The organism is Tessaracoccus yangjingae (assembly GCF_054483935.1).
This window is the reverse complement of sequence record NZ_CM137014.1, coordinates 898,862-913,799: the sequence shown is the minus strand read 5'-3', so window position 1 is coordinate 913,799 and position 14,938 is coordinate 898,862. Positions and strand designations below refer to the sequence as shown.

Sequence of the window (14,938 nt, the reverse complement as noted above, 5' to 3'; positions counted from 1 at the left end):
GGCACCCCCTTGGCTGGGCGAATCGGGCGAGGACGAACGCTTCGGACGCTAGGCCTGGCCCGTTGGGGTCCACAAGGCTCACTTTCGGCAGGACTTCTGAATGACCGCCGTGGACCCCGGGCCGGCCTCTTCACCCTTCGTCGAATCTCGCTGACTAGGCATGATGACTGGGCGACGGCCCGCCCCCGGGCGGCGTGTCAAGGCCGGAGCGGCACTCAGGCGCTCCGATGATGTTTCTTGGTGAGCCAAAATGCAGTCCAACCATGTACTACACTTCGTCGTACTTATGCCCGGTTTCGGGGCCCGGACGGGGCCCAGCACCCGGGCACGGCAGCGGGCTTTCCGGCAACCTCGTCTACAGTTGCTGCACCCATACCGCCACCTGCCCGAGGAGCCCCGATGCACGATGCCCCGACGCGCCCGCGCGTCGCCGTCGTGGGTGGCGGCCGTCTGGGCACGGCCCTGAGCGAGGCGCTCCAGGGCGCCGGGTGGGACCTCCTCGGCCCGCTCGGCAGGGGCGCGGACCCTCGTGACTGCGATGTGGTGCTGCTGTGCGTGCCGGACTCCCAGATCGGCGTCGCCGCCGCCGCGATCCGCCCACGTCCCGGACTCCTGGTCGGCCACTGCTCCGGGGCCACCACCCTTGCTTCCCTGGCACCGCATGAGGCCTTCGGCCTGCACCCGCTCATGACTGTCCCCGCGGGCGGCCCCACCTCGTTCGACGGCGCGACGGCCGCGGTCGCCGGCACCAGCACGCGGGCGCTCGTGGCGGCCGGAGCCCTTGCCAGGTCGCTGGGGATGTCCCCCGTCGAGGTGGACGACGATGCCCGCCCGGCCTACCACGCCGCGGCCTCCGTGGCGTCAAACTTCCTCCTCACGCTCGAGGACCTCGCGGAGCGCCTCGCCGCCTCGGCGGGCGTGCCTCGCGAGCGCCTGGTGCCGATGGTCCGCGCCACCGTCGACAACTGGGCGGCCCACGGTGCGGCACCCGTGCTGACCGGACCCGTGGCGCGCGGCGACCACCAGACCGTCGCCAGGCAGCGCGCCGCCGTCGAGCGGCTCAGCCCTGCGGATCTGGACCTGTTCGACGCCATGGTCGCCGCCACGGGGCGGCTCGCCGAGAGGGCACGCGCATGAGGATCGTGCGGAGTGTCGCGGAGCTGCGCGACGCGTTGACCGGCGCCGGGCGGGTTGGTCTGGTGCCCACCATGGGCGCCCTCCACGAGGGGCACCTGACGCTGATCTCCGCCGCCAGAGGCGCCTGCGACACGGTGGTGGCCTCGGTCTTCGTCAACCCCACGCAGTTCAACGACACCGCAGACCTCGCGGCCTACCCTCGCGACGAGGTCCGCGACGCCCACCTCGCCGAGGGGGCCGGCGCGGACCTGCTGTTCGTCCCCGCCGTCGAGGAGATGTACCCGGCGGGCTACGCCACCACCGTCAGCGTGCGGGGGGTCAGCGAGCCACTCGAGGGCGCGCACCGCGGCGCCTCCCACTTCGACGGGGTGGCCACCGTGGTGGCCAAGCTCCTCATCGCGGTGGCGCCGCATGTGGCCTACTTCGGCCAGAAGGACGCGCAGCAGGTGACCGTGGTCCGGCGCCTCGTGGCGGATCTGGGGCTGCCCGTGGACATCGAGGTCTGCGCCACCGTCCGCGAGCCCGACGGCCTGGCGATGTCCAGCCGCAACATCCGCCTCGGCCCCGAGGACCGGCCCCGCGCGCTGGCGCTGAAGGCCGGGCTGGAGGCCGCAGCTGCCGCCGTCGCCGACGGGGCGGACGCCCGGGCCGCCGAGCGCGTCGGCATGGGCGCCATGCGAACCCGAGGCGTCGAGCCCGAGTACCTCGCCGTCGTGGACCCCGACACCTTCACCCCCGCCGAGGACCTGACCCGTCCCTCGCTCGCCGTCGTCGCCGCCCACGTGGGCGCCGTCCGGCTCATCGACAACCTCCCCATCCCGCCCGTGACCGCCAGCCAGGAGGCCCGCTGATGTACCGCACCATGTTGAAGTCCAAGATCCACCGCGCCACCGTGACGGATGCGGACCTGCACTACGTCGGCTCCATCACGGTGGACCCGGACCTCCTCGAGGCCGCCGACATCCTCGAACACGAGCAGGTCGCCGTCGTGAACGTCGACAACGGCGCCCGCTTCGAGACCTACACCATCGCTGGCGAGCGCGGCTCCGGTCAGATGAAGGTCAACGGCGCCGCCGCGCGCCTCGTGCATCGCGGCGACACCATCATCGTCATCTCCTACGCGCAGTACGACAGCGCCGAGCTCGTCACCTACGAGCCCGTCGTCGTGCACGTGGAGGCCGGCAGCAACGCCATCGTGGACGTGGACGCAGAGGTGGCCACCCTCCTCACCGGCGCCCGCTGAGCCCTCGGATGTCCGCCAGGCCCCGCCACGGAGGCGCCCCCGCCGCCGATGCCCGCGTCACGCCGTCGGTCCTCGCTGAGATGAAGCGGGCCGGGGAGGCCATCGTCATGGTGACCGCGTACGACTACCCGGGCGCTCTCGCGGCCGAGGAGGCCGGTGTGGACGTGGTGCTCGTGGGGGACTCGGGCGCCATGACGGTGCTCGGCTACGCGAGCACCAACGAGGTTTCGGTGGACGAGATGCTGATGCTGACTGCGGCGGTGCGGCGCGGGCTGGGCGCGCCGATGCTCGTGGGGGACCTGCCCTACGGCTCCTACGAGGACAGCGACGAGCAGGCGGTCGCCACGGCGCGGCGCTTCGTCGACGAGGCGGGCTGCGACGCGGTGAAGCTGGAGGGGGGCGGCGAGGCGTCGGTGTCGCGGGTGCGCGCCATTGTCGCGGCAGGCATCCCCGTCATGGGTCACGTGGGCCTCACCCCGCAGACCGCCGCCGAGCTGGGCGGATTCAAGGCCCAGGGCCGCACCGCGTCCGGGGCGCGACGGGTGGCCGACGAGGCCCTCGCGCTACAGGAGGCGGGGTGCTTCTCGATGGTGTTCGAGGCCATCCCCGCGGCCCTGGCGGAGGCGATCATGCCGACGATGGACGCGGTGGTGATCGGGATCGGCGCCGGCCCGTCGACCGATGGGCAGGTGCTGGTGTTCCATGACCTGCTGGGCATGTCGTCGGGTGGTTCGGCGCGCTTCGTCAAGCGCTTCGCGGACGTGCACGGCCGGGTGGTGGAGGGTTTGCGCCGCTACGCCGCCGAGGTCCGCGACGGCTCCTATCCCGGGCCCGAGCACTGCTACGGCATCAACGCCGACGAGCTGGCCGCCTTCCGCGCCCACCACTCCTCCCCCGCTGGCTGAGGTGCCGCGGAGCCCCCCCTCCCGCTGGCTGAGGTGCCGCGGAGCGCCCCTTCCCACCGGCTCAGGTGCCGCGAAGCGCCCCTTCCCACCGGCTCAGGTGCCGCGAAGCGCCCCTTCCCACCGGCTCAGGTGCCGCGAAGCGCCCCTCCCCGCTGGCTCAGGTGCCGCGAAGCGGCCTCGAAGCCTAAGAAACGCAAGCTGACAACGTCACTCTTCCGAGGCTTCGAGGCTCGTCGCTAAGGCTCCTCACACCTCAGCCAGCGAAAAAGCGCGCTCGCCCCCGAGGATTTCCGAAGATCCCGACGCGGCGCGAAGCGCCCGCAGCGGTGTCGAAGCCTTCAGCACATCGTCCGAGGACTCGACCGAAGCCCCCGCGACGCACCCTCGCGCGAGTACCGTCGAGGTATCGCGAGGAAAGGCACGGCCATGCGCGAGACACATCTGCGCCAGGGACGCCAGACGGTCAAGGTGGGCCTGATCAAGGTGATCCACGACCTGTTCCCCGACGAGCGGCTCAAGACCTCCTACTCCATCTTGGAGGGCGTCTACTGCAACCTCGTCGGATCGGCCCTCTCGACGCGGGAGGTTCGGCTCATCGACACGCGACTCAAGGAGTGGGCCACGGATCCGGCGAGCAGCATCACATCCCTGGGCCGCGACGGCGGCTACCACGTCTACCAGGTCGGCGACCTCGTCGCCCGCGTGGTCTACCCCGTGATCATGGATCCGGCGCAGGTGGAGCCGTTCGAGGTCATCCCCTTCGCGGACGGCTTCATCGTCGACTTCGGCGACGTGGACAAGGGCGACGGCGCCCCCCTGATCCCGCCGACGCGGCTGTCCGCCGCCTACGCCGAGAGCCAGGAGTGGCTGGACCGCATCGACGTCGAGGTGGTGGCCGACGTCAACGACTTCATCGTCTCGGGGCGGTCGACGAAGCTCATCAACATCGCGGAGGCGCTGCACGAGAAGCGGCTCTCCGACATCGCCGACGTCATCCTCGCCGAGCGCAGGGCCCTGCGGGTGCTGGCCATCTCGGGCCCGTCGTCGTCGGGGAAGACCACCACGACACAGCGCCTCGCCACCCAGCTCGAGGTCAACGGACTCAAGCCAGTGGCGCTGTCGCTGGACAACTACTTCCTGGACCGGGCGTTCACCCCGGTCGACGAGGACGGCCGCTACGACTTCGAGAGCCCCGACGCGCTCGACCTCCCCCTCCTCACCCACCACCTGGCGGAACTCGTGGACGGGCGGCCCATCGCGGCGCCGACGTTCGACTTCGTCACCGGCACCCGCCTCGCCACCACCACCCGGGTGCAGGTGGGACCCGCCGAGATCCTGCTGATCGAGGGCATCCACGCCCTCAACCCGCGGCTGATGGAGCGGGTCAAGCGCAACGCCGTGTTCAAGGTGTACGTCAGCGCGCTGGGCGGCCTCAACATCGATCTGATGAACCGGGTGCCGACGACGGAGGTGCGGCTACTGCGGCGGATCGTCCGCGACCACCGGGACCGCGGCATCTCGCCCGAGGTGACGATCGGCCAGTGGGACAGCGTGCGGCGCGGCGAATACGCCCATGTCTTCCTGTTCCAGGAGGACGCCGACGTGATGTTCAACTCCAGCATGATCTACGAGCTGAACGCCCTGCGCCCCTTCGCCGAGGCGGCTCTCAGAACCATCCCCGACGGCAGCCCGAGCATGGACACCCGGGACCGGCTGCTCAACCTGTTGACCTTCTTCGAGCCGATCGGCTCCGAGCGGGTGCCGTTCAACTCGATCCTGCGGGAGTTCATCGGCGGCAGCGTCTACGCCCATCCCGCAGGCTGACCCCAGTTCGAGGACCCCGCCCACCAAGTCGCTGGCGAACTCGCGTCGGTTTCGACGCGGGCGCGCGTCGCTTCGCTCCTTGCGGCCCGGCTCAACCAGCGGAGGGGTCGGCCCGGCTCAAACCAAGTCGCCACGGGCGCGCGTCGCTTCGCTACTCGCGGCCCGGGTCGCCTGTTCCGCTGGTTGAGCCGCGCCGAGCCGCCTGCGGCTCAGCGCGTGTCGAAACCAACCTGCGCCTGGTTCAAGGACCTGGCCCAGGTTCATGGCCCAGATGTGATGTCTCAAGACATCGCTGACAGTTCCTGCATCAGGACATCGCTGACAGTTGTGTATCAGGACATCGCTGACGGTTGTGTATCAGGACATCGCTGACGGTGGTGGGTGGCGGAGCCGCAGGTCAGGGCTGGTCCAACCGCTCTCTCGCTTCCGGGGAGATCTCGCACGCGGCGGCCCGGCGGCCCTTCCTGGCCAGCGTCGGCAGGTCGTCGTAGCGTCCTTCGATCAGGGCGATCCTCTTCTCGCGGCCCCAGCCCTGCACGCGCTTCTCCATCGCGTAGGCCTCGTCCACCCGCTCGAACTCCTCAGCCCAGACCAGACGCACGGGACGCCGTCGGCTCGTGTACGTCGCGCCGCGGCCGGCCATGTGCTGGCTGACCCGTTCGCCCAGGTCCCAGGTTGAACCCACGTAGAAGCTCCCGTCGCTGCATTCGAGCATGTAGGTGAATGGCATGCCCTGATGGTCGTGATGACCGGGGTCGATTTCCCACACGGCTTCAATGCTGTGGACGGACGGCTGACGCGGAAGGTGAGTCTGGGTGTCGGCGTGGATAGGTAGTTTCGGCGCGGGCTGCGCCGCTTCGCGCCCGACCGCCTCACCCAGCGGAACACCGCCGGTTTGAGCCGGGCCTGTCCCACCCCGGTTTAAGCCGGGCCTATCCCACCGCTGGTTGAGCCGGGCCGCGAGGAGCGAAGCGACGCGCGCCCGCGTCGAAACCGACGCGACTGTCCCCTCGGACCTCCGCCAGGTCTTTGCACAGGTCCTTGAACCGTGTGCGGGTCGGTGGTTTCGGCGCGGGCTGCGCCGCTTCGCGCCCGACCGCCTCACCCAGCGGAACACCGCCGGTTTGAGCCGGGCCTATCCCACCGCTGGTTGAGCCGGGCCGCGAGGAGCGAAGCGACGCGCGCCCGCGTCGAAACCGACGTGAAGGTCCCCGCGGACCTTGGCCAGGTCCTTGAAACATGTGCGGGTTGGTTTCGACACGCGCTGAGCCGCAGGCGGCTCGGCGCGGCTCAACCAGCGGAACAGGGCGACCCGGGCCGCAAGGAGCGAAGCGACGCGCGCCCGGCTCAACCAGCGGAGGGGTCGGCGCGGCTCAACCAGCGGAACAGGGGCGGCCCGGCTCAACCGGCTGTCGGGAGAGCGAACCGGTCGCTGTCTGGGTGCGTGGACCCAGACAGCGACCGGCCGGTCAGCGGATGCCCTGGAAGGCGAACCGGAAGACCAGTTCCTCACCCTGCGGCAGCCGGTACTCGGGGTGGGTCATCGCGCCCCAGCTGTCGTCGCCGCCCACGCCGCGACGCATGAGCGCCGGGCGCAGCACCGTCTTCTGGATCGGAGGCAGGTCCACCGGGTGGGCCGCGTTCTCGATCTCGAACGGCGTCCACGGCAGGGCCGAGAACTCCATGGGCTCGTCGACGGACTCGAAGCGCAGCCCGGCGCCGTGGGCGTCGGTGACGGTGGCCCACCGGACACCGGTGTGGCTGCCCGACTCCTGAGGACGGATGTAGGGAGTCAGCTGCTCCGCAACATCCGCCGCCCACACGCCCAGGCGAGCTCCGGAGCGTCGGTCCACATAGCTCTCCTCGGGTCCCTCGCCGTACCAGGTGAGCCTGCCGAGATCCGGGTCCGTGACGAGCATGAGCCCGAACTCCGGCATGTCGGTCAGCCCGTCACCCGGCCGCACCGTCAGGGTCACCTCGACGCGACCCTCGCCGTCGACGAGATACACCACGTCGCACTCACCCGCGGGGCTGCTGGGCAGCTCGTAGGTGTAGCGGATCTCGACGACGTCGCCCTTGACCTCAGCGGACGGTCCGGCCTCGCTCGCCTCGGCGTAGCGGCTTGCCAGCGCCCACTGCCCGTCGCGGAACGGCATGTTCCAGCCGCGCTCGTTGGAGGTGGGGGCGTGCCAGAAGTTGGGCTTCGGGATGCCGCGCACCAGCTCGCGCCCGCCGTCGGAGGAGAGGCCGTAGCGGTAGGACACCAGCCCGCCGTAGAGCTTCGAGAACAGGGCGGTGAAGTGCCGGCCCCGGACCCCGAAGTTGTGGATGCCGTCAATCAGCTGCGGTGCGTGCCGCGGGGACGAAGGGGCGGGATCCCCCGCGACGGTGAACACCGCCTGCTCCCACGACACCTCGTGCCCGGCCGGGGCCCAGCGCGTGGCGTGCCGGAGACGGAAGGACACGTCGACGGTGTACTCGCCGGCCGCATCGGGCAGGTCCACCGGCAGCGGGTAGTTGCCGGTGTCTCCGGGGTCCACGTCCGTCTCGACAACGGCCTCGGCCAGCACGCGACCCTCGCGGCCCAGCGTCACCACGCACCGGTAGGCCGACGTGCCCGTGAACAGCAGCCGGTTCTCCACCTCGAACGAGTCACCCGAGATCTGGATGGCCAGCCCCTGGTAGAGCTTCTTGACCTCCTGCAGCTTCGGGCTGGGCGAGTGGTCCGCGAACACGATCCCGTTGCCACTGAACTCCGCGTCGTGCGGCGCCTCGCCGCAGTCACCGCCGTAGCCGAAGTACGGCTTGCCGTGGCGGTCCTTGAGGGCGATGGCCTGATCAGAGAAGTCCCAGATGAACCCGCCCTGGTAGAGAGGCTCCCTGTAGGCGAGGTCGATGTACTTGTCGACGGCACCGAACGAGTTGCCCATCGTGTGGGCGTACTCGCACAGGATGAACGGCTTGTCCCGGTTGGCGGCGAGGAACTCCTCGATGGTGGCGGCCGGGGTGTACATCTGCGAGACCACATCGGTGGTTTCGGGGTACCGCGGGTCCCAGTGGACGCCCTCGTAGTGCACGGGGCGCGTGTCTGAGGCGCGGACGAAGTCGGCGAGGTCACGCAGGTTAGTGCCGCCGAAGCTCTCGTTGCCCAGGGACCACATGATGATGCTGGCGTGGTTCTTGTCCCGCTGCATCATGTTGGTGGCGCGGTCCACCAGGATGTCGCGCCACTCGGGCAGATCGCCCGGCACCGCCTGCTCCAGCGTGACCCGCCCACGCACCACCGCGTCCCACATGCCGTGGGACTCGAGATTCATCTCGTCGATGACGTAGAGGCCGTACTCGTCGGTGAGCTCGTAGAGGAACGAGTTGTTGGGGTAGTGGCTGGTGCGCACCGCGTTGATGTTGTGGGCCTTCATCAGGCGCAGATCCGCCTCGGTCTGCTCCCGCGACATCACCCGGCCCTGGAGCCCGAACTCGTGCCGGTTGACACCGTTGAACACCACCCGGCGGCCGTTGATCTTCATCACGCCGTCCTCGATGCCGAAGCGGCGGATGCCCACGCGCTGCGGGATCACCTCGACGACGGCCCCGGCTACGTCGAGCACCTCGACGGTCAGGTCGTAGAACTGCGGGTCCTCCGCGCTCCAGAGCCGCGGGTGCTCGACGGAGACCGCCAGCACCCCGTCGCTCCCGGCCGCGAGCTCACCGACGCCGGCGAGGGTGGCCCGGACGGAGCCCTCCCCCTGCAGCGACACGGCCACCTTGACCTCGGCCGCGACCAGATCGTCGGCCACCGGCGTGCTGATCCGCAGGTCCTCGGCGTGCACGGCCGGGCGGCGGTAGAGCATCACGTCGCGGAAGATGCCGGAGAACCGGTAGAAGTCCTGGTCCTCGATCCACGCGGCGCCGCTCCACTTGTACACCTGCGCGGCGAGCCTGTTCTCGCCGTCGACGAGGTACCCGGTGAGGTCGAACTCCGACGGCGTGAACGCGTCTCCGCCGTAGCCCACGTAGTGCCCGTTCAGCCACACCGCGATGGTGGACTCAGCCCCCTTGAAGGAGACGCTGAGCCGCTCGCCGTCGGCCAGCGGGTGGTCGAGAGTGAAGTGGGTGACGTAGCTGCCCACCGGGTTGAACTTCGTCGGGATCTCGCCGGGCCAGATGTCCTCGAGTCCGTCCCAGGGGTGCTGGACGTTGGCGTACTGGGCCCTGTCGTAGCCCTGCAGCTGGATGTGGCCGGGGACGCGGATGTCGTCCCAGGCGTCCACGTCGTAGTCAGCGGCCTCGAAGCCCGACGGCGCGAGCGCGAGGTTCTTGGCGTAGTGGAACTTCCACACCCCGTTGAGGCACTGCTCGAAGCTGCTCACTCCGAGCGACGCCTCGGCGGGGCCCGCGAACCAGCGATGGTCCGAGTGCGCGGGCAGCCGGTTCTCGGCGAAGTAGGTGGGGTCGGCGATTCTGGTGGGATCGAATGTCACTTGATGGCTCCTGTGATGCCCTCGGCGAAGGCGCGCTGCAGCACGAGGAAGACAACCATCGTGGGCAGGGACGCCATCAGAACGGCGAGCATCAGTACTCCGTAGTCGGTCACGTAGCCGGCGCGCAGGTTCGAGATGAGCATCGGCATGGTCTGGAAAGAGTTGTTGACGAGGATCACCTTGGGCCACAGGAAGTTGTTCCACGCGGTCATGAAGGTGATGACGGCCGCGGCCGCCAGGGTGGACCTCATCGTGGGGATGAAGATCCGGAAGAAGATGCTGACCTCGCCCAGCCCGTCGATGCGGGCCGCCTCGATGATCTCGTGCGGGAAGGACCGCGAGGCCTGGCGGAAGAACAGCACCAGGAACGGCGTGGCGATGGCGGGCAGGATGACCGCGCCCACCGAGTTGACCATGCCGAAGTCCGCGAACATCTGGAACAGCGGGATCATCGTGGCCGCGAAGGGGATCATCATCGCGAGGAGCAGGAATGCCATCAGGCGGTCCTTGCCCTTGGAGTGGAACACCTCGAAGCCGTAGCCGGCGATGGAGCACACCAGCAGCGCGAGCACGGTGGTGCCGACGGCGTTGATGGTGGAGTACCACATGGCCGAGGCCACGTCCTGCTGGGAGACCAGCGAGACGAAGTTGTCGATCAGGGCGGTCCCTGGAAGCATGCGCGAGCTGAGCACGTCCTGGCTGGTGTTGGTGGCCGAGACCACCATGAAGTACAGCGGGAAGACCGACACGATCGCCGAGACCGCGAGGAACAGGTAGGAGGGCACGCGGCGCCACTGGGTCTTAGTCACGCTTATCACCGATCTTCATCTGGATGAACGCCAGCACCGCCACCATGATCAGGATCACGTAGGACAGCGCCGCGCCGTAGCCGAAGTTGGGGTTCCTCTGGAACGACACCTCGAACAGGTAGTGCGACATGGTCATCGACGTGTACGCCGGGCCGCCCTGCGTGAGGTTCCAGGACTCGTCGAACAGCTGAATGGTGCCGTTGGTCGAGAGGATCGCGGTGAGCAGGATCATCGGCTTGAGCTGCGGGATGGTCACGTACCAGAACGTCTTCCACGAGTTGGCGCCGTCGATCTTGGCGGCCTCGAGCGACGAGTAGTCGATGTTCTGCAGGGCCGCGAGGTAGAACACCATGTTGTAGCCGGTCCAGCGCCACAGCAGGCCGAGGATGATCACGAAGCGCGCCGTCTCGGTCTGGCCCAGCCAGTTGATCGGCGAGTCGATGAAGTTGAGCGCCGTGAGCATGTCGTTGACGAGGCCGTCGTTGGCGAACATGGTGCGGAAGACCAGCGAGTACGACACCAGCGAGACCGCGCAGGGCAGGAAGATCGCCGTGCGCCACAGGCCCTTGAACCGCAGGTTCTTGTCGTTGAGGAGGTTGGCCAGCACGAGGGCGACGATCAGCATGATCGGCACCTGGATGATCAGGTAGATGAACGTGTTCTGGACGGTGAGCTTGAAGATCTCGTCGCTGAACAGGCGCTGGTAGTTGTACCAGAGGGGATCGGCGAAGTTCAGCCTGGTGCCCCGCCCCGTCTTCATCGACAGGATGAACGCCTGGAGCATCGGCCAGAAGTTCATCCAGAGGATGAGGATCGCGGCCGGCAGGAGGAAGATCCAGCCCGTGAGGTTGCGCCGTGCCTCGATGCCGAAGCGACGGCCGTTCTTGGCGGACCCGTTGCCCGCAGAGTCGGGGGCCACGTCCTTGCGGACGGCCACCCGTGATTGATTCGACACTCTCACACCACCTTTCGCGTGGGTGGGGGCCGGAAGAACCGGCCCCCACCACGATGACTGGTCAGTTCGGAAGCACTGATCGATGGTTCCTGATCACTGCATCGCGAACTCGACGGCCTGCTGGGCCTCCTCGAGCGCGGTGTCCATGTCGGTGCCGTCCAGGATCTTGACGATCGAGGCGCTGACGTTGTCGCGGCCCTCGTAGTAGTAGGCGCCGGTGTTGTTGCTGGGCACCTGTGCGGCGAAGTCGAGCACCTGGGTGAAGATCGGCTCTCCGCCGAAGAACTCCTGCGGCTCGGAGTACACGTCGCTGTCGGCGGCGGGCAGCCAGTTCGCCAGAGCGCCCGACGACGGGAGGATCGTGTCGTAGAACTCGTTGGAGCCCGCGAAGGTGGCGCCGAGGAAGTCCGCGGCCAGCGCCTTGTCACCGTTGGAGCTGATGGCCCACGAGGAGCCGCCGTTAGCGGAGTAGTTGGTGGCGCCGTCGATGCCGTCCAGGCTGGGCAGGTTGGTGATGCCCCACAGGCCGCTCTGGTCAGCGGCCGACTGGATGGAGCCGAGGATCCACACGCCGTTGATAGTGCCCGCGACGTTGGAGTTCACGAAGGTGCCGATGTACTCGTCCCACGAGTTGACCTCGACGAAAACGCCGGACTCGACGAGCTCCTTGTAGGTCTCGATGGACTTGATCAGGGCCTCGTTGCCGACGATGGTGGGGTTGCCCTCGTCGTCGAACAGGCTGGCGCCGGCGCTCTGCAGCATCATCATGATGAGGTCGGCGGAGCCGGCCTGGCCCGAGAGGAGCGGCTTGCCGGTCTTGGCCAGCACGTCCTTGCCCTTGGTGATGAAGTCGGTCCACGTGATGTCGGTGAAGTCGGCGACGGTGTAGCCGGCCTCCTCGAGGACGTCGGTGCGGAGCGCTGTGATGGCGGTGCCGTTGTCGAACGGGAGGCCGTAGTGGATGTCGTCGATGGTGGAGTACGCGACGACGCCCTCAGGGAACTCGCCGAAGTCGATGTCGGTGTCCGTGTAGTCGTTGAAGAGGTCCGGGTAGTTGATGACGTTCTTCTGGAACGCGTTGTTCTGCATGAGGAAGATGTCCGGCAGCTCGCCGGTCTCCTGCGACTGGGCAAGCGTGGTCAGCTTGGTCTGCAGGTCGTCCCAGGGGGTCTCGATGACCTCCACCTCCACGTCCGGGTGATCCTTCTGGTAGATCTTCGTGGCCTCTTCGAGGGCGTAGATGTTGAACGCCGGGTCCCAGGCCCAGACCGTCAGCTTGCCGTCGCCCTCGGGGGCTGCCGAGGAGCCATTGTCCCCGGAGCCGCCGCAGGCGGTGAGGGCGAACGGCACCACGACGGCCATCGCTGCGAGCTTCTTCCACGTGTTCATGTGACTTCCTTAGTCTCTGTGGCTGCACCGAGGCACGGGCCGGTGCGTCCCGGAAGGCGTCTTCGCCTACGTCGGATACCAATGTTTACGTAAACGTAGCACGTCTCCCGAGAGCCGTCATCGGGGGTCAGATAACGGTCAGATAACACTTGTTCACGCTCACAGCCGGCCCGTTGCGCAGGTATGGTGACGTCAACATCCGAACCGGGCTACACTCCCGGCCATGGGGACCGTCTCGGGTCGAGGACGACGCAAGACCGGCCCGTCGATCGAAGACGTGGCCCGGCTGGCGGGCGTCTCCGCACAAACTGTGTCGCGCGTGTCGACGGGCGCGGATCCGGTGCGCCCGGAGACCAAGGCCAAGGTGATGGCCGCCATCGCGCAGCTCGGTTACTCCCCCAACCGGGCCGCCCGGGCGCTGCGCAACGGGTCCTTCGGGACCCTGGGCCTCCTGGCGCACCGCTACGAGCGCACCGGCGAGGTGCTCACCACCGGCGCCGTCGTCAAGGCGGCCGACGAGGAGGGCTACACCGTCACGCTGCTCAGCATCGACGACGAGACCGCGCTCGCCAAGGACTGGGAGAGCGCCGCGCACCGCATCTCCAACCAGGCCATCGACGGGCTGGTGATCATCCGAGCCGAGGAGGCGACTCCGGAGACCTTGACCCTTCCTGCGGGCATGCCGGTGGCGGTGTCGGACTCCCGCCTCGTGGGCCACTACCCAGCCGTGATGGCGGACCAGGTGCCGGGCGCCCGGGACGCCACCCGTCACCTGCTGGGCCTGGGGCACCGGAGGGTGGATCACCTCGCCGGACCAGCGGACTCGGAGCCCGCATTGATGCGCCGCGGCGCCTGGGAGCGGACCCTGGAGGCCGCTGGGATCAGCGCGCCCCCCGCCTGGCAGGGGGACTGGACCCCCGCGTCGGGCTACGCGATGGGCCGCCGGATCGCGGAGGATCCCGGGATCACCGCCGTGTTCTGCGCCAACGACGAGATGGCGTTCGGGCTCATCCGGGCCCTCAACGAGGCTGGGCGGCGCGTCCCCGAGGACGTGTCGGTGGTGGGCTTCGACGCCATCGCCCTGAGCGAGTACATCTACCCGCCGCTCACCACCGTGCGGCAGAACTTCGACCGCATCGGTCACGAGCTGGTGAAGTTGGTGCTCGCGCAGATCAGGTCCCAGGGCGTCACGCTCGCGCGGCACGACCGGGTGGTGGTGCCAACCGAGCTGATCGTCCGGGCCACCACCGCCCCTCCCCCGGCCTGACCCGACCCTCCCCGCCGCCTGATCACCTCTGCCCCTCCCCCGGCCTGACCCGGCCCTCCCCGCCGCCTGATCACCTCTGCCCCTCCCCCGGCTCAATCCTCCCCCCTGTGCACGACACGCCCACGAAGTGGGTGCCCGGCCCCGCCCGCGTCGCCGAGGGGCGCTTCAGCGGTAGGTTCGTGCACGACGAAGGGGCACCATGGCCACAGAGACACCGCGCGAGGCCCGATTGGCCGTTCTGATCGACGCTGACAACGCTCGCGCCAGCCACATCGAGCAGTTGCTCGTCGAGGTGGCGAAGTACGGACGCGCGTCCGTCCGCCGCGCCTATGGCGACTGGACCTCGACGCAGCTCACCTCGTGGAAGGCGGAGCTGCTGCAGCACTCGATCCAGCCCATCCAGCAGTTCAGCTACACCACAGGGAAGAACGCCACCGACAGCTCGCTCATCATCGACGCGATGGACCTCCTCCACGCCGGCAACCTCGACGGCTTCTGCCTGGTCTCCAGCGACAGCGACTTCACCCGGCTCGCCGCCCGGATCCGGGAGGACGGCAAGCAGGTCTACGGCTTCGGCGAGCGCAAGACGCCCAAGCCGTTCGTGGCCGCGTGCGACACCTTCGTCTACGTCGAGAACCTCAAGGTCGCGGCCACGACGAAGCCGGCGGAGGTGGCCTCCCAGAAGCTCACCCGAGACGACTTCCTGGACAAGCTCCTCGCGGAGGCGGTCGACGCGGCCGCGGGCAACGACAACTGGGCCAACCTCGGCGCCGTCGGCAGCAACCTCTCGCGGCTGGCCTCCGACTTCGACTCCCGCACCTGGGGCTTCGCGAGGCTCAAGGACCTCTTCGCGGCCCACCCCGACTACGTGGTGCAGAAGAAGCCCAACGGGGTGCTGGTCCAGCCGAAGTGAGCCGGTCCTGCCGGC

At 68.7% G+C, this 14,938-nt stretch carries 12 protein-coding genes; 7 read left to right on the top strand and 5 right to left on the bottom strand.

All coding sequences use genetic code 11. The features are described 5' to 3' along the window. Positions 1-399: 399 nt before the first annotated feature. The 5 genes from ACX1D3_RS04005 to ACX1D3_RS03985 all read left to right on the top strand — a co-directional run bounded on the left by ACX1D3_RS04005 (position 400) and on the right by ACX1D3_RS03985 (position 5,109). On the top strand, positions 400-1,137 hold the full coding sequence (locus ACX1D3_RS04005) for a DUF2520 domain-containing protein (protein ID WP_458995697.1): 738 nt from the start codon (positions 400-402) through the stop codon (positions 1,135-1,137). Then, positions 1,134-1,988, top strand: coding sequence for a pantoate--beta-alanine ligase (gene panC, locus ACX1D3_RS04000; protein WP_458995696.1), 855 nt, complete (start codon positions 1,134-1,136; stop codon positions 1,986-1,988). Before ACX1D3_RS04005 ends, panC begins: the two co-directional genes overlap by 4 nt. Beyond that, positions 1,988-2,380, top strand: coding sequence for an aspartate 1-decarboxylase (panD, locus tag ACX1D3_RS03995; protein ID WP_458995695.1), 393 nt, complete (start codon positions 1,988-1,990; stop codon positions 2,378-2,380). The genes panC and panD overlap by 1 nt, the downstream gene beginning before the upstream one ends. Before the next feature lie 8 nt (positions 2,381-2,388). Then, positions 2,389-3,285 (top strand): 3-methyl-2-oxobutanoate hydroxymethyltransferase, encoded by an 897-nt coding sequence (gene panB / locus ACX1D3_RS03990; protein WP_458995694.1) that lies wholly within the window; start codon positions 2,389-2,391, stop codon positions 3,283-3,285. Positions 3,286-3,711: 426 nt separating this feature from the next. Next, a complete protein-coding gene (locus ACX1D3_RS03985) occupies positions 3,712-5,109 on the top strand; it encodes a uridine kinase family protein (protein ID WP_458995693.1) in 1,398 nt (465 codons plus the stop codon). 397 nt (positions 5,110-5,506) lie between these two features. On the opposite strand, the gene ACX1D3_RS03980 is transcribed toward ACX1D3_RS03985, so the two are convergent. From ACX1D3_RS03980 to ACX1D3_RS03960, 5 genes are all read right to left on the bottom strand, one after another. After that, a complete protein-coding gene (locus tag ACX1D3_RS03980; RefSeq protein WP_458995692.1) occupies positions 5,507-5,839 on the bottom strand; it encodes a GIY-YIG nuclease family protein in 333 nt (110 codons plus the stop codon). Positions 5,840-6,578: 739 nt separating this feature from the next. Further along, positions 6,579-9,590: a beta-galactosidase, LacZ type gene (gene lacZ, locus ACX1D3_RS03975; RefSeq protein WP_458995691.1), complete on the bottom strand. Its 3,012-nt coding sequence runs from the start codon at positions 9,588-9,590 to the stop codon at positions 6,579-6,581. Continuing rightward, positions 9,587-10,399 (bottom strand): carbohydrate ABC transporter permease, encoded by an 813-nt coding sequence (locus ACX1D3_RS03970; protein ID WP_458995690.1) that lies wholly within the window; start codon positions 10,397-10,399, stop codon positions 9,587-9,589. Before ACX1D3_RS03970 ends, lacZ begins: the two co-directional genes overlap by 4 nt. Next, entirely contained in the window at positions 10,392-11,354 is a 963-nt protein-coding gene (locus tag ACX1D3_RS03965; protein ID WP_458995689.1) for a carbohydrate ABC transporter permease, read from the bottom strand. The genes ACX1D3_RS03970 and ACX1D3_RS03965 overlap by 8 nt, the downstream gene beginning before the upstream one ends. A 93-nt stretch (positions 11,355-11,447) precedes the next feature. Then, entirely contained in the window at positions 11,448-12,743 is a 1,296-nt protein-coding gene (locus ACX1D3_RS03960; protein ID WP_458995688.1) for an ABC transporter substrate-binding protein, read from the bottom strand. A 223-nt stretch (positions 12,744-12,966) separates the two neighbouring features. Between ACX1D3_RS03960 and ACX1D3_RS03955 the strand changes: the two genes are divergently transcribed. Continuing rightward, complete coding sequence (locus ACX1D3_RS03955; RefSeq protein WP_458995687.1) at positions 12,967-14,010, top strand: LacI family DNA-binding transcriptional regulator; 1,044 nt, start codon at positions 12,967-12,969, stop codon at positions 14,008-14,010. Positions 14,011-14,209: 199 nt separating this feature from the next. Further along, positions 14,210-14,923 (top strand): NYN domain-containing protein, encoded by a 714-nt coding sequence (locus ACX1D3_RS03950; protein ID WP_458995686.1) that lies wholly within the window; start codon positions 14,210-14,212, stop codon positions 14,921-14,923. Positions 14,924-14,938: the final 15 nt, after the last annotated feature.